This is a genomic window from Spirosoma daeguense, assembly GCF_054776875.1.
Genome location: NZ_BAAHBF010000007.1, coordinates 562,597 through 581,332 on the forward strand (window position 1 = coordinate 562,597; position 18,736 = coordinate 581,332).

Consider the following 18,736-nt stretch of genomic DNA (forward strand, 5'->3'; position numbering starts at 1 on the left):
CTCGAAAATGCTAAACGAATCAAAGACTTAATTGGACATTTTTACCCTTACTCGTTTTTTACTTTTTTTTCAAAAAGGCTCATTCCGGTCAATACGCCCTGATTATTTTTTTCAAAATAACAACGTAACACCACCTACCTAACCCGCCTGACCCAGAAAATACATTAGCCCAACTAACATAATGATGAGCAATACCCAACCGGCAATACGTTGTGCAGTTGGTTTCGGTCCATCATTCAATACGTTTACGCCCAAAGGTATAAGCGCTACGCACAGGCCGGCTGTAGCCAGTGTTGATACGGGCGAACTACCTTTCAGTACACCGAGCATCAACGCCGACATTAGGGCTAAAGCCAGCGAACGAACAAGCCCAAACGTACCGGAAAGATACGCTCCAATGGCCAGAATTACCCACCCAACCATAATAGCTGCCGACAACGTAGCAACAATGTGAAAAGCTCCGTACGAATCAGCAACCGCTTTTGTAGCCTGCTGAAGCCCTTGTATGTTAACTAGCTGAAAGGCTAAATGATTGATACCATAGTGAAAAGTGCGCGCAAATAAACCCATTATCACGAACGTAGCACCCCAGAGTGCCCAGCCCGGTCGGGTTTGTCCGATTTTATGCGCTAACGTAGCAATAGCTGGCCAGAGCAGAATGTTACCAGCCAAAAAGAGGCTATAAGCTGTAGTTAGTTGTGTTGGATGTTCCTGAAACGCTTTGAGTTGCTGAGGAAAGAAAAAATCGAACGGAATACGTAGTAGCTCAGCCAGTAAAAGCAGTATCGGAGCAATAATCAGTGAAATTCCACCCACCCAGCGGCCGGGAAACCAGAACGTAGTGGTTGCTGATAAAGCGTTCTTCATTGTTATGTTGGATTATAAGTCCATTTCCGGTCGATAACTCTGGCGGAAGAGATACGTAATAGGTTAGAAAAGCATATCGACACTACCATTTACCCCGTCTTTTACCCGGTTTATTAACTCATTTCCACGTCTCGCCAATTTTTGTTTTCGAAGCACATCAGGCACACCCTAATTTTGTCCGCAAGTGAACGAGACTTGTCCAGTTACGGACATCACTGAGAATTGGCACGTAGTGTAAGTGGTTGATTTTTAGAGTTGTTTGTAAGTTGGCACAGGCTTTGGAATACAATAAATATATCAGTAAACAACTCTTTCAACCAGTAAACACGATACTACCATGTTACCATTAATGAGCAAAATTGCTGCCTCTTTCCTGTTAAGTGCTTCTACCATTTTCAATCCAACAACTCCTCAGACACTTCCATTTGATGCGAGTGCTTATGTAACAATCAATCACGAAATCCGGGTATCTGTCGAGAAAAAATCAGCCGACGTACCAGTGGTTGTTCTGCTACGTAACAAAAACAGCGATGTGCTGTATGAGCAACGTATCAGTAAGAAAGACATCAAATATGCGATGAAACTGAACGTTGACCAGTTGGCCGATGGCGAGTATGAACTGGAAGTAAAATCCAGCGAAGGCAGCATTCGTAAACAGTTAAATCTGTCGACAAAGACGGTACAAGATGTGAGCCGTTGTATTGCCCTGCAATAAATAAGCGTGACAGACAGCATATGAACGAAAGCCCGACTTCCGCCGGGCTTTTTACGCTTTTTATTATTTTTTTTCTCGCCCAAAACGCGGATTTATAGAGAAAATGGCCATTTCTTACTAAGAAGATAGTTTTTTATTAGTAGGTTACGTGTAAAAAATAATAGTACAAGGTATGTTACCATTTTGAAACTGCTCCGTCTTATAAGGCATCACGAGCTACCTAACCTATAATATTGTTACAAACTGCCTAACCTATAATAGTTGAAACCCGGTTATTACAGCCGGGTTTTTTTATTGAATCGGAGAAGAAAATTGAGATACTAATTTAGCAGACGTTTTATGGTTCCTGCGTGGTCTAGGAGATAAACCTCTCCGGCAGCATCTTCGCCAAAAGCTGAAATAGCACCGGCACCGCTCAGCAGCAATTGGTTATCTACTTTTTTGTCACCCTCGAAAGTCAGTGCCCACACCTTGCCGCTCCCAAAATCAGCGTAAAGGTATTTTCCCTGCAAAGCAGGAACACGCGAACCATGATAAACAACGCCACCTGTAATTGAGACGCCGTCGGTACGTGGATATTGATGAATTGGATCGATCAAATCGGGCTTATCGCAGTCTTTTTTAGGGGTATAACAATTGGTCGCTTCTTTTAATCGCCAGCCATAGTTGCCGCCTTTTCGGATGATGTCGATCTCTTCGAATGTGTTTTGCCCGACATCGCCCGCCCAGATGTGTCCCGTTTTCTGATCGAAACTAAAGCGCCACGGATTTCGGAGACCATACGCAAAAATTTCTTCCCGTAATCCGTCATGGCTGTTCGCAAACGGATTATCGCTTGGTATGCCGTAAGCACCTTTCTCCGATTTGTTGACGTCGATACGTAGTATTTTTCCTAACCAGGAAGCCCGATTCTGACCGTTTTGATGTGGGTCGCCCCAAGCTCCGCCGTCACCCGTTGAAATGCAGAGATAACCATCTGGCCCAAAGGCTATTTTTCCGCCGTTATGGTTGTCGTAGGGTTGAGGGAAACGTAGCAGAACTGTTTCGGTTGATGGGTTGACCTCCTTTAAAGCGGGTAAACTGGACTGATACCGAGTCACCACCGTTTCGAGTGGGTTTCGTTTGGTGTAATAAACATAAAAATAGCCATTGCGCTTAAAATCGGGGTGAAAGGCCAGTCCCAATAAACCCATCTCGCCTTCAGAGGAAACTTTCTTTTTCAGATCGAGGTAAATACTGGTGGTTTGGGCGTTTGGTTTATTATCGAATACTCGAATAAGGCCTTCCTGCTCCAGTACGAACAGCCGATTACTGCCATCGTAGGCAAACGTCAATTCGACCGGACGATTAAAAGTCAGTTTGGGAAACGCATTTTCGAGCTGCCACGCGGCCCCATCATAGGGCCTTCGATTCGTTGACGAAATCAAACCAAGCGAAATAAACGTAACGATTATGCGGGTTGCTATTCGATTACGATGAAAAGAGACTTGAATCTGATGTAACAGCATGGTCATTATTCCGAAATTTCCCTTAAAAAATCCTGATGTATCGTCCTGCTACGTTGATGCTCAAACCATACGTAGCAAGATGGTACATACATAAGCAGGAAATTGTAAATGTCTAATAGTCAACCTATAAAAAGCCATTTCTCAATTCAGAAAAGGATTTCATCGTTTTATTGATCTAAACAGGTACGGATACGCACAGCTTCAGGGCGCATTATGGGCAAAGCTGGAGGATTTAACAGTTTGGGTGACTCATTGTAGGTATGCGTTTGTATATATATGTATTTTGATGACGTACTGTCTAATATTTGGTCTACATCCTATTCAACAGCATTACAAACTTGATGCGTATCAAGCAGAGCTTTCAAAATAAGTGGTACTAGAAGTTAAAGGTTGATCTGTAAAAAACAGCGCCCGACCACCTACTGAACCGGACGTTAGATTAACATTTGGTATGTCCAAAATGACGCTAGTTTGAAAAAAAATGCTAAGTGGTGACTTTTGAGGTTTCTTCTCGTATATATATTACTTTATGGGAATACTTAATATATAAGCAAAAACGCCAGTTCTGCTTAGAGCTGGTGTTTTTTACAGAATCAAGTTAGCGATTAATAGTAGAGGACTATAAAACAATCACCTCACTTTTACCCATTCCGTTTGGCCACCGATTTAGTGAATGTTGTTGCACTGTGATCAAAAACAAACATAGTTTGTCTGGACTTCACCTTTTTACCTTCCAGCCTAGTTTGAAAATTGGCTGTTTATAACAGAGGTTAATTTTAATTCAATACATAAGTGTCTGATTGCTAGGTAACAAAAAAGCCATTTCTCAAGTTGGAAATGGCTTTCACGTTTTCTTAACCTAAACTAAGTCCGTTGTTATCTGTGTAATGTGCTGAGAAATAGGCGATATCAGTAAACGACCTTCTGTATCACATAGCCCAGATTATACATCTATCTAGTTCTGTCCACCCGCCCGGCTTTGTTCGGCCGACGTAGCAGAGTTACGTTGGCGGGCTGCTTTTACGTTCTGATTCCCAAACCGATACGTGAATGTTAGCATGATACGGCGGCTTTCCCATCTCGACATTACACGAAAGTCAATATCCTGAACCACTGCCCGACCGCTAAATTTATTGAGCCAGAAAGGATCGCTGATGTTCAGTTTCAGATTGGCTTTGCCATCCATCAGTTTTTGCTGAACACCTACGTTGAAAGCTCCCATTGGCTGAGCCCGATAGAATCCATATTGCGACGCCGAATTATACCAGCCAGAAACCTCTGCCGATACAGTTTTGCTCAGCGTAAAGTTTTGAGATGTATACAAATTGTAGGCTACCAATTTCACTTCATAAGGCGTTCCTGAATAGTACGTTTGGTAGTGCTGGTAGTAGCCATTGATGTTATTCTGCATCCGCCACCATTTTGTTACTGTAACCGGGAAGCTCAGGTTTAGGCCGATATTGTCCATATATCCTTGGTTTTCAGCAATCACATACGTAATATTTTTCTCCGGAATCTGGCGGGGCGTTTCTCGGTTGATAAAGTCGGTGGTACGACTATAATTGATCGAGGTTGTAAAGGCGTTCTTGAATACGTGTGTCAGTTCAAGTGAGTTGGTGTACTGAGGACGTAAGAACGGGTTACCCTGCTGATACGTATAGGGGTCGAGGTAAAACACAAACGGATTCAGGTTCTGATAATCCGGTCGGTCTATTCGGCGGCTATACGACAGATTCAGTACGTTATTCGTATCGAGTTGGCGCGACAAAAATAGGGTGGGGAAGATGTTCAGGTAATTCCGGTCAACGGTTTGATTGAGTGTTACCGACGTACCAACCGAGTGGGTGTGTTCGGCCCGCAGTCCCATCTGAATCTTTGTCTTTTTACCTAGCTTACCAGCGTAGTTGATATAAGCGGCATTGATGTTTTCGTCATATTTGAACTGGTTCGAGCGGCTCGCATCAGGAAGCCACTGACGGGTTTCCTGTTGCAACGTATCATAGATGGTATTGTTATCGGCGTTAACAAAGCTGCTTTTCAGACCAGCTTCGAATTTGGCTCCGTTTTTCAGTGGGTGAACGTAGTCAGTTTTGAAAGCCATGATGTTAATAATCGACGGCATGTTGTTCTGTACATCCTGATTTGGGCGCGTTGATACGTTCTCGGCATTAACATAGGTAGTGCTGAGGCCGTTACTGCCTTTGCCATTGTAACGAACATAGTCGGCATCTACTGTCCATTCCCGCCCTTTACCAAACTCATATTTATAGTTGAGGTTGGTGGTAATGTTGGAGAAAAGGTTTTGGGCACTGGTCTGCGTAGCTGCCTTGCTGGTCATCTGATGGTTTTCATTGCTGATAATGGTGTTGTTCAGACCAACAGAACGCCAGTCGTTCGAAAACCCATTTACCAGTACACCAATTGTACTTTTTTGATTGATAAAGTAATCAGCACCAGCTTTATATGAGTGACCGACAAACTCGTTAGGCCGGAACGACGCCTGATCGAAATAGCTAGTACGTCCATCATATTTAATAACCCGGTTTAGCTCGTTATTCTGCGCACTCTGGCGATTGGTATAGCTGTAATTACCAAACAGATTCAGTTTGCCTTCGCGGTGATTCAGGTTCAGCGATGAATTGAACTTTGGCAGGTCGTCGCGCGAGCCGCTTAAGTTGTTCACCCAGCCATAACCAGCGCCAATAATTACGTTACCGTTCGTGCCAAAGTTTTTGTTCTTCTTCATCTTAATATTGATAATCCCCGAATTACCGGCGGCATCGTATTTCGAGCCCGGATTGGTGATAATTTCAATCGATGCAATGTTGTCGCTGGGCGTATTTTTCAGCAGGTTCGACACTTCCTGTTGAGATAGATAGGTCTGTTTACCATCTATATACACAATCACCCCACCTTTACCTTTCAGGATAATCTGGTCGTTTTGGCGGTCGATGGTTACACCGGGTGCTTTTTCCAGCACTTCCAAAGCTGTGTTGCCGCTCGAAACAATACTGTTTTCAACATTAACCACCGTGCGGTCGACCTGCTGTTCGATGAATGGTTTCTGCGCCACAACTTTCACTTCGGTCAGCGTTTTTGATTCTTCCGTCAGATTCAATCCTGCCACTTCAATTGAAGGATGAGCTTCATCGATCACAAACGAGGTACTGTATGCTTTCTTATAGCTAACCTGTTGTGCCGCAACGAGGTAATTGCCTGCGCCAACATTTTCAAAACTGTATTTTCCGTCTACATCGCTAATGGCGCCTTTAACCAGAGTTGAGTCTTTGGCTTTCAATAACATCAACGTAGCAAATTCAAGAGGTTTTCCGTCGGTTGTGCCAACATGGCCATTAACAGTACCGCGTGTTAAAACCTGCCCAAAAGCAGTTGTCAACGACAGTATAAGTATGATTGAGAGATGTAAAATCGTTTTCATGGTTGCCTGACTGTTCAGAAGGTTGCTTTTTGTTGTTTCTGAAGTACATTGCAAAGGTAGGTAGTGTGTATTGCAAAGTACCTGTTCTTACACAAGCGGTCTGAACGCTAGGATGAGTGGATTTTGTAATGGGATTTGGTATTATGAGAAGACTTCTACCAAAAGATGTACGCCAGACCGAAACGTTGCACGAAACGAATAATAATTTTCAGAACCAGAATTTTAACTGGATTGGAAGGATTTAATACCATTTATCTTCCAATCCAGTTAAAATCCCGATTCTATCAGAGCTTGATACCGACTGCCCACACGCTGGCATCGGGACCCATACCTGCTCGGAATGGGCTATCAGGCTCGTAGCGGAAGAAGAGTTTAGAGTGGCCACGGAATCCTACCTCGGTAATGAAACCCCAGCGTGTAGCATTCAGGTTGTAACGATCATGTGTACGAACCGCCTTACCACCTTCAGGTTTCACTTTTGTGTAGCTATCCAGCCGCATTCCGTAGTAAGCACCTGCACTGATGGAGAATCGCGAACGAAACGTAACATTCAGCATCACAGGTAGATTGAGCTGAGCGGTTACTAGTTTCGAACGACTTAATTCGGCAGTTGAGGCCTCAACTACAAGTTGGTCATTCTGCTTAGTCAACGTATTGTTACCTTCGAACATAAAATTGTTCCAGGCAACTTCGGGGCCGGTTATCAGTCGCAATTTAGTGGAGCCATTAACCGCCAGCGGAATCCGGTTTTGCCAGGCCAGCGCTATATAACGCGAACCAATCGGACTGAAATCATAACCTGCTGGCAATGAGCCACCAAAATTGTTAAGACCAAGGTATACACCGAAATCTGACGTAACACGATTGTATCTTTTTTCGTGTTTAATCACGTGTGAAGTACTTCCGGCTGTCGAGTCGCTGGTAGTGGTGATGGTGACCGTAGTTTGAGCGAACGTAACGGTTGAGGCAGCGATCAGGGCTGAAGTCAGTAGGCTATTGAACGTTTTCATGGTTGTAGTCAAATAAAGGTTTAGGAATTTTTATCTGTGTTGTGGTTGTATTCCTTTCGTTATTTGACCAGAAGATGTAAGACGTTGCTACGTTGGTTGCACGGGCGTGAAAATTTTTCTAAAAAACTTTTGCTACGTATTAAGAATACCGAAGTTTTCTTGTAGAAGAAGTTTTATAAGGTATTGATTTTTAGTGAATTGGCTTTGATATTACGTCGGTTGAATTTTCATAAAAAAGGCCATCTCAACTATGAGATGGCCTTTTTTATGAAAAGAAAGGGCTTTACGGTTGCGCTTTTGTTGTGGTATCTTTTGTTTCTTTTTGTAACGGAACGGCGTCGGGAATAGTCATTGGCTCGAATAACGTAGAATCGGTCATTTCACCCGATGTGTCAGTCGAATCCGATTCTTCGGTGCTTTCTTCTTCGTCATAACCGCAATCCAGATAGTTCTTCGTAATGCCTACGGCCTTCGGAAATGGTTGCTGGAGACTTTTAAATTTGGGGTCGGCGTAAACTTTTTCCAGAAAACGCCCCACCAGTGGCAAGGCCGTTTTGGCTCCTTCGCCCAAATCGGTTGAGCGGAAGTGGATGCTACGGTCGTCGCCACCTACCCATGCGCCTACTACCAGTTGATTCGATACGCCCACAAACCAGCCATCGGAGTTGTTTGACGTAGTGCCCGTTTTACCACCCATCTCATTCCGATTTTTGAACAGGTTATAAGACCACAGATTTTGCGAAGTTCCACCCGATTCCTGAAGACCGCCCTGAAGCATAAAGCGCATCAGGAAAGCCGATTCAGGGCTAATGGCTCGTTTGTGCGTACTGGTGAAGGACTCGATAACGTTACCGTCGCGGTCTTCGATACGTTGCACAATTAGTGGTTCGGTAGATTCGCCATCGTTTATAAATGTACAATAAGCGCCCACCAGCTCATACAATGATACATCAGACGAGCCCAAACCAATGGATGGAACGGCCTGTAACTGGCTTTTAATACCCATTCGATGGGCATATTGCGCTACACGTTCTGGCGTTACCTGATCAGTTAGCTGGGCCGTAATGGAGTTTACTGAGCGAGCCATGGCCCGACGTAGCGTCATGTTCTGATACGTATAGTAGCCTATTGAGTTTCGAGGTTCCCAGATCTTATCCTCTCCGTTTTCACGGTATTCTTTACGGAATGGCTTGTCCTGAATACGGTCGCAGGGGCTCAGATTGATAAGCGTATCATCAATCGCCGTTGTATAAACAAATGGTTTGAACGTAGATCCCGGCTGACGTCTTCCCTGTTTTACGTGATCGTATTTGAAATAATCATAATCAAGACCGCCTACCCACGCCCGGATGTAGCCTGTACGTGGGTCCATAGCCACCATACCCGCCTGCAAAAAATGCTTATAATAGGCAATGGAATCGTAAGGAGTCATTTGAGTTGAGTCGTACCCTTTTTTGTTGCTCCAGCTAAATACCCGCATTTTGTATTTTTTATTCTTCATGTAATACATGATCGAATCGGGGTAAAGCGGCAAAAATCGGCGACTCAGCGTCTTGTAACGTTCGGTACGGCGGGCTACAGAATCAATAAAGCCGGGAAGCTCGTTGCCATCTTCGTCGGTCCAGGGATTTCGGCCACGCCAATGATTATCGAACGTACGTTGCAACTGCTTCATCTTCTCACTCGTTGCTTCCTCAGCATACGTCTGCATACGAGAATCGACCGTCGTGATGATACGTAGTCCATCTGTATAGAGGTCATAACCGTTTTCCTCGCCCCATTTTTTTACGTAGTCCTGAACCGCATTTTTAAGGTAACTGGCTGGACCTGAGTAAGGGTTTTCGGGCGTGTAATCGGTTTCGAGCGGTAGTGCACTGATCGAATCGGTCTGAGCTTTGGTCAGGAACTTATACTTTCCCATTTGAGCCAGCACTACGTTCCGGCGCGTTTTCGAACGATTCGGATTTCGGAGCGGATTATAACTCGTTGTTGCTTTCTGAAGTCCTACTAATACGGCACCTTCCTGTACGTTCAGACTGTCGGGTACTTTATTGAAAAAGGTTCGGGCGGCTGTTTTTAGCCCGAATGCGTTGCTCCCAAAATCAACTGTATTGAAGTAATACGTAATGATTTCATCTTTCGAAAAATTGCGTTCCAGCTTAAGCGCCATTAGCCACTCTTTCGACTTATAGATGACTTTTCGGATAAATGGAATACGAGTCAGAATACCCGTTTCCGATTTTCTACGGGTCTTAAAGAGGTTTTTGGCCAACTGTTGCGTAATGGTCGAACCACCGCCCTCGCGCCCGAAACTAATCACAGCGCGGCCAATGGCACGGGGGTCTATACCTCCGTGTTCGTAAAAACGGGCATCCTCGGTGGCAATCAGCGCGTTAATCAGGGGTTTGGGAATGTTTTCGAACTTGATCGGGGTTCGGTTTTCGGCATAAAACTTACCGATCATCACGCCATCCTGCGAATAAATTTCCGATGATTGATTCAGCTTCGGATTTTTAAGTTCCTCAACACTAGGCATTGAGCCTGTCAAATACAGGAAGTTGTAGTTGAGAACAAATACATAAATGCCGAGTAGCAACGCAGTCCAGAGCGTTCCTTTTGTAATAAATTTCAGGTATGGATAATACCAGGAATCAGGGTCGATGTATTGGTGAACAAACGTGCGAAATCGATTACGATAATCGTAATAAGCCTTGGCCCATGAATTAACGCGCTCTTCGCCAGCAATTCGAGTTATCTGGCGACCTACGCCACGTTTCACATCGCCTAAGCGTAATCCGCGTTCTTTAATACGTTGCCGGAATGCACCAAAAGCGTGCCGTACAGCGCGGAATCGCTCCCTATATTGACTCATGCGTTTTTTAGAAGAAAACCCCTACGTTGTAAAAATGGTCCTTCGAAAGCTATTAAACGGCCCGGAGACTCAATACGCAGGGTATAAACCACCTGATTGACCGGCCTGCTACAGACGTGTTCAATCTGAGCCAGACCGGGCACCAAATATAACGTATTTTCGGCCGATGTGATATAAATGGGCAGGGGAGAGGATGATAAAAAAGACGACGGGAAGGCCGAAAAGGATGTAATAATAATTCCTTTTCGCCTTCCCGTCGCTTTTTCTGCTTCGTCTATTTCTTTTCGAACGTCAACGCTACGCCGTTCATACAGTAACGCAACCCCGTTGGTTTTGGCCCATCATTAAATACGTGTCCTAAATGTCCGTCGCAGACGCTACAGAGCACTTCAGTACGTACCATACCATACGATTTATCTGATTCTTCTTTCAGGGCGTTTTTGGCGATGGGTGCGTAAAAACTAGGCCAGCCTGTTCCCGAATTGAACTTTGTAGTAGAGGAGAACAATGGATTATGGCAAGCTGCACAATAGAAAACTCCATGCTCATGATTGTCATTCAACGGGCTTGTAAACGCTCGTTCAGTGCCATGCTCACGTAGCACCGCATATTGGTTAGGGGTTAATTCTTTCTTCCATTCCGCATTGGATTTAACCACACGGCGAGGAGGTTTTTCGTCGGCCAAACGGTTGGTTCTGACTTCAGAAGATAGACGGCTTGGCCATGCATTCAGAAATGAAAACCCCGATAATACGCAGGCAAAAATGACGATTAACGATGTGAATTTCATATCGATACTATTTATAAAGATATACGTTTTAGCCTTTGATATAGATTCGGCAAACGAAAATATATATCAATTTTTCACCGTACTATGTACAGTGTATAAACGGGCTGCCAACAAATTTATAACAAGAAATATAGGAAGGACGTTCAGCTCTTGACAGGCGTCATGGCCAGCAAAGTCGAAAGGGTAGGCGAGGGGCTACCACCCCGTTTTTCGACTGTTACCGCAAATGCATCAGCCTGAGTGATCAGTCGATTCAGGCTTTGGATGTGTGCGTCATTTGTTGGGTCGAAAACTCCTGCGTCAATAGGTTTACCACCTACCAAAGACCAAAGCTGGTACTGCTTGTCGGATGGCAGGGTGGGGAGTGATTGAACCTGAACTGCCACTTTGTGCGTGAGTGTGTTCCAGAAAACCAGCATGTTTCCCTGCGGAGCTTTTTCGTTGCCGCGTAACTCAAGCGTTCGAGTGCCGGGCTGACGTAATAGAGCCAGCATCTGATTATTTTCGGCCTGCTGATCACGTAGCGTGGTTAGCTCGCCTTGCATTTTTGTGTTTGACTCACGAATCGACGCCAGTGTTTTCTGGTTTGTGCGTAATTCCGATAACAAGAACAACGAGAATAATAACAGGAACAAACCCACCGATGCGGCTACAATCCAGGTAGTGCGATACGTATTAATAAACGGCGGGCGTTCAACGGGCATCGGCCTGACAACGGGCTCGTCGACCTCCTGTTCGCTAAAATCCAGTTCTTTCAGTAACGTTGTTTTTATGGATGCTGGCGGTTCCACACTGTGAACCAGAACATATTGCTCGAATGCGGCCGATAGCTGATCGAGTTCAATTTTTATTTCAGGATAAATAGAAGAAAGGCACTGTACCTCACGCCGTTCTTGGTCGCTCACAGCGCCCATTACGTAAGATTCTAAAATACCTGATTCTATATATTCCGCTACGTTCATGACTTAAATAGTTGCTTTAGCTCCTGCAATGCGGCTCGAACCCTGGTTTTCACTGTTCCAAGTGGTAACTTCAATTCTTCTGCGGCTTCTTCGTGGGTATATCCACCAAAGTAAACCAGATCGATAAGTTGCCGACGGTCGGGTCTGAGTTGATCGACAACCTCCCTGATTCCAATGTGTTCTGGGTTAGGTTGTTCCGTGTTATGCTGGCGATCAACTATATGTACGCTTTCTTCGTCAGTTCGGATTGCATTGTTAGGTTGAGTTTTACGGGCACGTAGCGAATCAATGGCCGTATTGCGTGCAATATTGAGCAGCCAGGTAAATAAACGGCCTTTACTGGCATCGTAGGCGTCGAGACTTTTCCAGATTTTAACGAAGATATCCTGTAAGAGGTCCTGAGCCTGTTCTTCTTCACGAACAATACGTAACACAACACCGTAAAGCGCTGGTGAATATTGATCGTAAAGCCATTGAAAGGCCTGTTTATCGCGTCGCGCAAGCTTTTCGATCAGGACGTTTTCGGAGACTAGAGAAGACTGACGTTTCACAAAGAGGGTATTAAGTGAGCCAAATATATATATAAATTTAAAACGTATACGGATAAAGCGTTAGGCAAATAGTTTGTTTTTTTTAAAATGAAAGCATTTGGGGAATTATAAGTACCGTAAAATTTAAAATTGACAACATTAAAATCCCCAAACGCTTTTAATTGTCTTGTTAGGGTTTGGGTGGCGTTGACGAACTGTTGCTTGTTGTTGAGCTAGACGTAGTACTCATAACCCGTTGCGTATTTGGATTGCTACCGGCCCCGGTAGGTGCATTTGTTACGTTGTTGCTATTATAATTTGTTGTATTACTGTTATTGATCGAAGTTCCGTCGCTTGCTGAGCTTTCCCGATACTCAGCGTCCTGTATCGACGTGTTGGAAGACGAGCGATTTGATCGGACGTTTTGCTTCATTGTTCTACGGTTTTCGCGCATGACTTTCTTCTGGTTCCGCGATGCTTTTTCAGGTATAGAATCGGTTGCAATAGCTCCTTGTGGGTAAGTAGTCGACGTAGCGACTCCAGTTGGTGTCGACTGGGCCCAGCTACTGGTTGTTGCCAGCGCAATGCCGATAGTTAAAAGGCTAATAGTTTGCTTGATTTTCATGACGTTGTGTATTTTGATATCTTCGTTTTAACCTGTTTTTATCGAAAAAGTTTTTAAATCGGTTTACATTAGCTTGCGGTAAGACGGTAGCTTTGCCGCAGTCTCAACAAACTCAAATTCGACTTTTATGCAGTCTATTCTTCCATTGCCCACCCAACCCGTAAAGCCAGGAACCAGCACAGGGCAACATTTCTGGCATACCGAATCAACCGATCATCTGAATGTAATTGATTCATATTCACCCGCCGACGGGCAACTTATTGCCCGTGTTCATAGGTCGAGCCGCGCCGATTACGACCGCGTTGTTGAAACCGCACAAACGGCTTTTACTGAATGGCGGCTGGTGCCCGCTCCACGTCGGGGAGAAATTGTGCGGCAGATGGGCGAACAGTTTCGGCGTTATAAACGTGAACTTGGTACGTTGGTCAGTTATGAAATGGGTAAATCGCTTCAGGAAGGGCTGGGTGAAGTGCAGGAAATTATCGATATCTGCGATTTTGCGGTTGGGCAGTCGCGCCAGCTTTATGGGTTATCGATGCATTCCGAACGTCCATCGCACCGGATGCTGGAGCAATGGCATCCATTAGGGGTTGTTGGTATCATTACGGCCTTCAACTTTCCAGTAGCGGTTTGGGCCTGGAATGCCATGATTGCCTGGGTTTGCGGAGATGTCTGTATCTGGAAACCGTCCGAAAAAACACCGCTAACGGCGTTGGCCTGTCAGCAAATCATTGGCGACGTATTACGTAATAACGACGTACCAGAAGGCGTATCGTGTCTGGTTACGGGGAGCCGCGATGCGGGAGAATGGCTCGCACGTGATCCACGTATTGCATTGGTGTCGGCTACAGGCAGCACGCGTATGGGAAAAGCGGTAGCCGAGAACGTTGCTGGTCGTTTAGGGAAAACGTTGCTGGAACTTGGCGGCAACAATGCCATCATTGTTTCGGAACATGCCGATCTGGATCTGGCCATTCCGGCCATTGTCTTCGGTGCTGTCGGGACGGCTGGCCAACGCTGTACGACCACGCGCCGAATAATCGTTCAGGAACGTATATACGATGACGTTAAGCATCGATTAAAAAAAGCGTATGCGCAGTTACGTATTGGCAATCCATTGGACGAATCGTTTCATGTAGGGCCGGTAATTGATCTGGATGCAGTGAAAAGTTATCTGCAAACCGTGCAGGAAATTCGCGAGCAAGGTGGCCAGTTTGTGGTAGAACCCGGTGTACTCACTGGGCCCGGTTTTGAGTCGGGTTGCTACGTTCGCCCGTCTATTGCCGAAGCCGAAAACCAATGGGCTGTAGTTCAGCGCGAAACCTTCGCTCCGATTCTATATTTACTGAAGTACACTACGTTAGAAAACGGAATTGAGCAGCAAAATACTGTGCCTCAGGGGTTGTCGTCGTCTATTTTTACATTAAATATACGCGAGGCCGAACAATTTCTGTCTGCCGTTGGCTCTGATTGCGGTATTGCCAACGTGAATATTGGTACGTCGGGTGCCGAAATTGGCGGAGCGTTTGGGGGCGAAAAAGAAACTGGTGGCGGCCGGGAATCAGGTTCTGATGCCTGGAAAGCGTATATGCGCCGACAAACGAATACCATTAACTACGGATCTACCATGCCTTTAGCTCAAGGCATTACGTTTGAATTATAAAAAGCGCACACGTAGCAAAGCGATTGACGTGACAATACTACGTTAATCGCCTTGCTACGTGTTTTACTTCTCCATTTTAGGAGTTCCCACTCCTGTCAGTACGTAGCGCATATTCATGTTGGGGAATTTGGTAGCTATTTCGGCCAACGACTCGCTACTGAGGTAGGTTCTATTACCTATATGCCGATAGAATTTTTCCCGACTATACCCTAATTCCTTCGCTAACCGATAGACCGACATTTCTTGTGCGGCCAATGCTTCCTTGAGCCATTTCCCCTGAATAATGCTCTTTTTTTCGCGTCTTCCTGCCATAAAACAAAGATAAAAAATACATGTATTATTTGTTGTATATAAGTATTATTTGTATTATATTTAATACATGAAAATCAGCGAAAAAATACCCCAAAAATGCCTCAGTTTAGGCCAGATTATGGACGGTACAGTGCTTGTGACAGCTCTTCCGTGTATCTATTTTTTGATGGACAGTCAGGATGAAATTATCTATATTGGGCAGTCGACAAACCTTCGGGCACGGTTGCTGGAACATAGAATGGCTGGCCTGAATTTTGAACGAGTTCGTTTTCATTCCTGCGAAGCAAATGAGCTGGATCGGCTGGAGCAAGAGGCTCTTATCAGATACAAGCCTCGGTTTACCCAGCTACCCAAAGCTGTGTCCGTATCGGGTTGTTTAAGTAAGTCGTTAATCTGTCTGAAATATAACATTACACCCGCAGCTTTTGAGCGGCTTCGGGAAGCATTTCGGTTGTATCCTGTCAGCATATTTGGCAACACAAAATACTACAAGCCTGAAGATGTGGAAATTTGGGTGAAGCGATTCCGTGGGCTGGTTGTATCGGGTAAATACGTGATTCAGACCATGCCTAACTATATGGCTATTGGTGTGAGTAGCCGAACAAATCAAATTCAGGTCTATACCAAATAAAATGTGAGTGCCTATGATTACGATTCGAATCGACGAGCGCGATAAAAATCTATTAACTATCTCTTTTCCGCCCGATATAATTGGTAACGATCTTATCCGAGAAATTCGAGGTCGAAGGTGGAGTTATTCACGTCGATGCTGGGTTGTGCCTAATATCCGTGACAACATTGTTCTGGTTGGTAAACTATTCGGTAAAGAATACTGCCGCTTCGACGAAGCAGTTGTTCGACAATATAAACCGAAGGCGACCGTAGCAGAGGTTGATCTTGCGGTAAATCCGCCCTGGCCACCCTTAAAAAATCGTGTACAGACTACCAGCCAGCTTTCATTTCGAAATTCGCCACCACTACGTGCCCTCGATGGACATCCAATTGTTGCGGCCATGACCGAAACGATGCACGTATTGAATTACAGTCGGAAAACGATCAAAAACTACAAACAGGCCATAGTTTCGCTGCTTAACTATCTAGCAGGCAAATCACCTGATGAGCTTACCAAACAGCAGTATCAGCAATACCTATTGTTTCTGATTCAAAAGAAGCGGCTAAGCAGTGCAACGATTAACGTTCATATAAATGCGTGGAAGTTTTATCAGGAAAAGGTATTAGAGCGTGAAAAAAATTATTACGATATAGAATACCCTCGTCAATCCCAAAAACTGCCGACTGTATATAGTGTGGCAGAAGTAAAATCGTTATTCAGTGCAACAACCAGCCTTAAATACCGCACACTATTTGAAATGGTCTATGCTACCGGGTTACGTCTGAGCGAGGTATCTACCCTACGGCTGGCAGATATTGACCAGATAAGGCGGCTGATTACGATACGTAGAGGTAAAGGCAAAAAAGATCGGGTTGTTATGTTGTCTGGAAAGCTGGAAACGAAGATTAACCAATATATACAGGAATACAGGCCGGAGACGTACTTATTTGAGAATATGGAAACGGGTGAACCTTTACAGAATCGGACAATCCAGCTCGTGTATAGTCAGGCTACACAGGCGGCTAATATTCGCAAAAAAGGCGGTATACATAGTTTACGCCATTCTTTCGCTACACATCTGCTCGAAGTTGGTACAGATATACGCTATATTCAGCAGTTACTAGGCCACGAAAGTATTCTAACAACTATGCGGTATACACATGTTACGGCAGACAAGATCAGTACGCTCAAAAGTCCACTGGATTATCTGTAGGATTATGTCGACGAAGTAACGGGCGCAGTTGGGCAAGGCTATAAAATTTTCTTTTCAAAATATAGCCTTGGGTCGTACCGATTACGATACGTTTGTTTTGTTTAATTTGCCCTCTGGAGTCGAACCGATAAAGTTTTTTATCCTCTCCAAAAAAGTAACTTGAAAATCCCTCAATATCCCAGTACCGAATAATAAATTCGGTACTAATACGCGTAATTTTTTTAGACATTTCCGTTGATTTTTATAGAATAGTTCGTATCGTTGTATACCTGAACTGGAAGAATGTAAAGATAGCCTTAAAGGAGTCTGCTTAATATCAAATCATTCATTATTAGAATATTGATATTAAGCGTTTTTACATACAATAATATGTTGGGTGGACGTAACAGCCAATAACGCAGTGGTCAGCTTTCGGTCGACAGGGCGCACGGCTCGACAGGCGGGCTTTGGGCTTCCATTTCGGGGTCTCCGCTGACAGGCCAACCGCCCCGTAATTTGGGCTTGGATAGGTTTGGCAGGTCGCGTGTGACACGAGAAACGCCCCAGTTAGGACGGTGTGCAAAAATCGGATTGTGCGTTGTGTTCGCTCCGCGTGGGGTAGTCTCCGCTGACAAGACGCACTTCCCGCAGGAGACTTTGCAGCCCAACCAAATGAGGGTGTAAAGGTTGGCGTTCTGCTTGTTGCCTTGAGTAGCTTTCTCATCCATCAGCCCTCATGGTCGTTGGGTGCGAGGCCATAAAGTAGTGCTCATTTGTGGGCTCTCGTGCGACAGTAAGCGCATCCCGAAGTCGGGCTGTTTGGCTCGTTAGGCGATTTCGGTTGACAAGGTGAGCGCCCCGGTTGGGTAGTTTTTGGGTCGCCTGCGACACGAGAAACGTCCTGGTGAGGAGAGTCAAAACGTGAGATTACTACGTAGCGTGCGACAAGGTAACCGCCCCGACAGCCAAGTTTTAGGCTTCGCGCTTGGGCTTTAAGCGGATTGTGCGTTGTTGCTCGCTTCGCGTTGTCACCCTGTCGGGCGACAGGACGCTCGCCGGTTGGGAAGCCGGACAGCCCAACCAAACAGGGGTGTAAAGGTTGACGTTCTGGTTGTTGTTTGAAGTGGTCTCCTTATCCATCAACCCCTGTGGTCGTTGGGTGGAGAGTCCAAGCAATGGCTCGTTTGCCGTCGCTCGGTCGACAGGGCGCACGTCTCGACAGGGCAGGCTGTTTGGCTCGTTGGGCGGGTTTCGGTCGACACCAGAACCGCCTTAGATGGGCCGCTTTTTGGGTCACCTGCGACAGGGGAGCCGCCCCAGTTAGGAAGCCCAAAGCGAGTTAGGCCCGTAGCGTTTGACAGGGGAAACGTCCCAGTCGGAGAACTGGACAAAAAACGGATCGTCAGGCTTCGCGCTGGTCCAAAAGCGGAAAGTGCGTTTTGCTCGCTTCGCGCAGGGTAGCTTTCGGTCGACAGGACGCACGTCCCGAAGGAAAGTTGGCAGCCCAACCAAATGAGGGTGTAAAGGTTGGAATCTGATTTTGTTCAGTAAGGTAGCGTTCTCATCCATCAACCCTCATGGTCGTTGGGTGAAGAGTCCATACAGTGTTCGTTTGGTAGGCTCCCTGCGACAGTGGAG

General features: G+C 45.4%; 17 protein-coding genes. 4 read left to right on the forward strand and 13 right to left on the reverse strand.

The annotated features are described in order from the left end of the window. Positions 1 to 138 precede the first annotated feature (138 nt). Positions 139 to 867 (reverse strand): hypothetical protein, encoded by a 729-nt coding sequence (locus ACYVD4_RS23980; protein WP_460950049.1) that lies wholly within the window; start codon positions 865 to 867, stop codon positions 139 to 141. 337 nt (positions 868 to 1,204) lie between these two features. Between ACYVD4_RS23980 and ACYVD4_RS23985 the strand changes: the two genes are divergently transcribed. Continuing rightward, positions 1,205 to 1,582 (forward strand): DUF3244 domain-containing protein, encoded by a 378-nt coding sequence (locus tag ACYVD4_RS23985; protein WP_460950050.1) that lies wholly within the window; start codon positions 1,205 to 1,207, stop codon positions 1,580 to 1,582. Between the two features lie 320 nt (positions 1,583 to 1,902). Here ACYVD4_RS23985 and ACYVD4_RS23990 read toward each other — a convergent pair whose 3' ends face one another. The 8 genes from ACYVD4_RS23990 to ACYVD4_RS24025 all read right to left on the reverse strand — a co-directional run bounded on the left by ACYVD4_RS23990 (position 1,903) and on the right by ACYVD4_RS24025 (position 13,318). Then, on the reverse strand, positions 1,903 to 3,096 hold the full coding sequence (locus ACYVD4_RS23990; RefSeq protein WP_460950051.1) for a PQQ-dependent sugar dehydrogenase: 1,194 nt from the start codon (positions 3,094 to 3,096) through the stop codon (positions 1,903 to 1,905). 949 nt (positions 3,097 to 4,045) lie between these two features. After that, the gene (locus tag ACYVD4_RS23995; RefSeq protein ID WP_460950053.1) at positions 4,046 to 6,529 is read right to left on the reverse strand and encodes an outer membrane beta-barrel protein; all 2,484 of its coding nucleotides are present in this window, start codon (positions 6,527 to 6,529) and stop codon (positions 4,046 to 4,048) included. Positions 6,530 to 6,813: 284 nt separating this feature from the next. Continuing rightward, on the reverse strand, positions 6,814 to 7,539 hold the full coding sequence (locus ACYVD4_RS24000; RefSeq protein ID WP_460950055.1) for an outer membrane beta-barrel protein: 726 nt from the start codon (positions 7,537 to 7,539) through the stop codon (positions 6,814 to 6,816). A gap of 283 nt (positions 7,540 to 7,822) precedes the next feature. Next, positions 7,823 to 10,411, reverse strand: coding sequence for a penicillin-binding protein 1A (locus ACYVD4_RS24005; RefSeq protein ID WP_460950056.1), 2,589 nt, complete (start codon positions 10,409 to 10,411; stop codon positions 7,823 to 7,825). Between the two features lie 274 nt (positions 10,412 to 10,685). Next, complete coding sequence (gene msrB, locus ACYVD4_RS24010; protein WP_460950058.1) at positions 10,686 to 11,201, reverse strand: peptide-methionine (R)-S-oxide reductase MsrB; 516 nt, start codon at positions 11,199 to 11,201, stop codon at positions 10,686 to 10,688. 143 nt (positions 11,202 to 11,344) lie between these two features. After that, the gene (locus ACYVD4_RS24015; protein WP_460950060.1) at positions 11,345 to 12,163 is read right to left on the reverse strand and encodes an anti-sigma factor; all 819 of its coding nucleotides are present in this window, start codon (positions 12,161 to 12,163) and stop codon (positions 11,345 to 11,347) included. Further along, positions 12,160 to 12,714, reverse strand: coding sequence for an RNA polymerase sigma factor (locus tag ACYVD4_RS24020; RefSeq protein ID WP_460950062.1), 555 nt, complete (start codon positions 12,712 to 12,714; stop codon positions 12,160 to 12,162). The genes ACYVD4_RS24015 and ACYVD4_RS24020 overlap by 4 nt, the downstream gene beginning before the upstream one ends. A gap of 169 nt (positions 12,715 to 12,883) precedes the next feature. Beyond that, positions 12,884 to 13,318 carry a hypothetical protein gene (locus ACYVD4_RS24025; protein ID WP_460950063.1) on the reverse strand — a complete coding sequence of 145 codons (435 nt, stop codon included), beginning with the start codon at positions 13,316 to 13,318 and terminating at the stop codon, positions 12,884 to 12,886. A 127-nt stretch (positions 13,319 to 13,445) separates the two neighbouring features. Between ACYVD4_RS24025 and amaB the strand changes: the two genes are divergently transcribed. Beyond that, the gene (gene amaB, locus ACYVD4_RS24030) at positions 13,446 to 14,981 is read left to right on the forward strand and encodes an L-piperidine-6-carboxylate dehydrogenase (protein ID WP_460950065.1); all 1,536 of its coding nucleotides are present in this window, start codon (positions 13,446 to 13,448) and stop codon (positions 14,979 to 14,981) included. A 63-nt stretch (positions 14,982 to 15,044) separates the two neighbouring features. Here the strand turns inward: amaB and ACYVD4_RS24035 are convergent, their stop codons facing one another. After that, positions 15,045 to 15,293 carry a helix-turn-helix domain-containing protein gene (locus tag ACYVD4_RS24035; RefSeq protein WP_460950066.1) on the reverse strand — a complete coding sequence of 83 codons (249 nt, stop codon included), beginning with the start codon at positions 15,291 to 15,293 and terminating at the stop codon, positions 15,045 to 15,047. 67 nt (positions 15,294 to 15,360) lie between these two features. Between ACYVD4_RS24035 and ACYVD4_RS24040 the strand changes: the two genes are divergently transcribed. Both ACYVD4_RS24040 and ACYVD4_RS24045 read left to right on the forward strand, forming a co-directional pair. Then, positions 15,361 to 15,924 carry a GIY-YIG nuclease family protein gene (locus ACYVD4_RS24040; RefSeq protein WP_460950067.1) on the forward strand — a complete coding sequence of 188 codons (564 nt, stop codon included), beginning with the start codon at positions 15,361 to 15,363 and terminating at the stop codon, positions 15,922 to 15,924. Positions 15,925 to 15,937: 13 nt separating this feature from the next. Continuing rightward, complete coding sequence (locus ACYVD4_RS24045; protein WP_460950068.1) at positions 15,938 to 17,119, forward strand: tyrosine-type recombinase/integrase; 1,182 nt, start codon at positions 15,938 to 15,940, stop codon at positions 17,117 to 17,119. A 404-nt stretch (positions 17,120 to 17,523) separates the two neighbouring features. Here the strand turns inward: ACYVD4_RS24045 and ACYVD4_RS24050 are convergent, their stop codons facing one another. The 3 genes from ACYVD4_RS24050 to ACYVD4_RS24060 all read right to left on the reverse strand — a co-directional run bounded on the left by ACYVD4_RS24050 (position 17,524) and on the right by ACYVD4_RS24060 (position 18,431). Further along, the gene (locus ACYVD4_RS24050) at positions 17,524 to 17,733 is read right to left on the reverse strand and encodes a hypothetical protein (protein ID WP_460950070.1); all 210 of its coding nucleotides are present in this window, start codon (positions 17,731 to 17,733) and stop codon (positions 17,524 to 17,526) included. A gap of 85 nt (positions 17,734 to 17,818) precedes the next feature. Next, positions 17,819 to 17,989 (reverse strand): hypothetical protein, encoded by a 171-nt coding sequence (locus tag ACYVD4_RS24055; protein ID WP_460950072.1) that lies wholly within the window; start codon positions 17,987 to 17,989, stop codon positions 17,819 to 17,821. 241 nt (positions 17,990 to 18,230) lie between these two features. Next, positions 18,231 to 18,431 (reverse strand): hypothetical protein, encoded by a 201-nt coding sequence (locus tag ACYVD4_RS24060; RefSeq protein WP_460950074.1) that lies wholly within the window; start codon positions 18,429 to 18,431, stop codon positions 18,231 to 18,233. Positions 18,432 to 18,736 lie beyond the last annotated feature (305 nt).

Coding starts and splice junctions, on each gene's coding strand:
- ACYVD4_RS24040 (WP_460950067.1), top strand. CDS start 15,361: ATGAAAATCAGCGAAAAAATACCCCAAAAATGCCTCAGTTTAGGCCAG.
- amaB (WP_460950065.1), top strand. CDS start 13,446: ATGCAGTCTATTCTTCCATTGCCCACCCAACCCGTAAAGCCAGGAACC.
- ACYVD4_RS24035 (WP_460950066.1), bottom strand. CDS start 15,293: ATGGCAGGAAGACGCGAAAAAAAGAGCATTATTCAGGGGAAATGGCTC.
- ACYVD4_RS23995 (WP_460950053.1), bottom strand. CDS start 6,529: ATGAAAACGATTTTACATCTCTCAATCATACTTATACTGTCGTTGACA.
- ACYVD4_RS24025 (WP_460950063.1), bottom strand. CDS start 13,318: ATGAAAATCAAGCAAACTATTAGCCTTTTAACTATCGGCATTGCGCTG.
- ACYVD4_RS24015 (WP_460950060.1), bottom strand. CDS start 12,163: ATGAACGTAGCGGAATATATAGAATCAGGTATTTTAGAATCTTACGTA.
- ACYVD4_RS23985 (WP_460950050.1), top strand. CDS start 1,205: ATGTTACCATTAATGAGCAAAATTGCTGCCTCTTTCCTGTTAAGTGCT.
- ACYVD4_RS23990 (WP_460950051.1), bottom strand. CDS start 3,096: ATGACCATGCTGTTACATCAGATTCAAGTCTCTTTTCATCGTAATCGA.
- ACYVD4_RS24000 (WP_460950055.1), bottom strand. CDS start 7,539: ATGAAAACGTTCAATAGCCTACTGACTTCAGCCCTGATCGCTGCCTCA.
- ACYVD4_RS23980 (WP_460950049.1), bottom strand. CDS start 867: ATGAAGAACGCTTTATCAGCAACCACTACGTTCTGGTTTCCCGGCCGC.
- ACYVD4_RS24005 (WP_460950056.1), bottom strand. CDS start 10,411: ATGAGTCAATATAGGGAGCGATTCCGCGCTGTACGGCACGCTTTTGGT.
- ACYVD4_RS24045 (WP_460950068.1), top strand. CDS start 15,938: ATGATTACGATTCGAATCGACGAGCGCGATAAAAATCTATTAACTATC.
- msrB (WP_460950058.1), bottom strand. CDS start 11,201: ATGAAATTCACATCGTTAATCGTCATTTTTGCCTGCGTATTATCGGGG.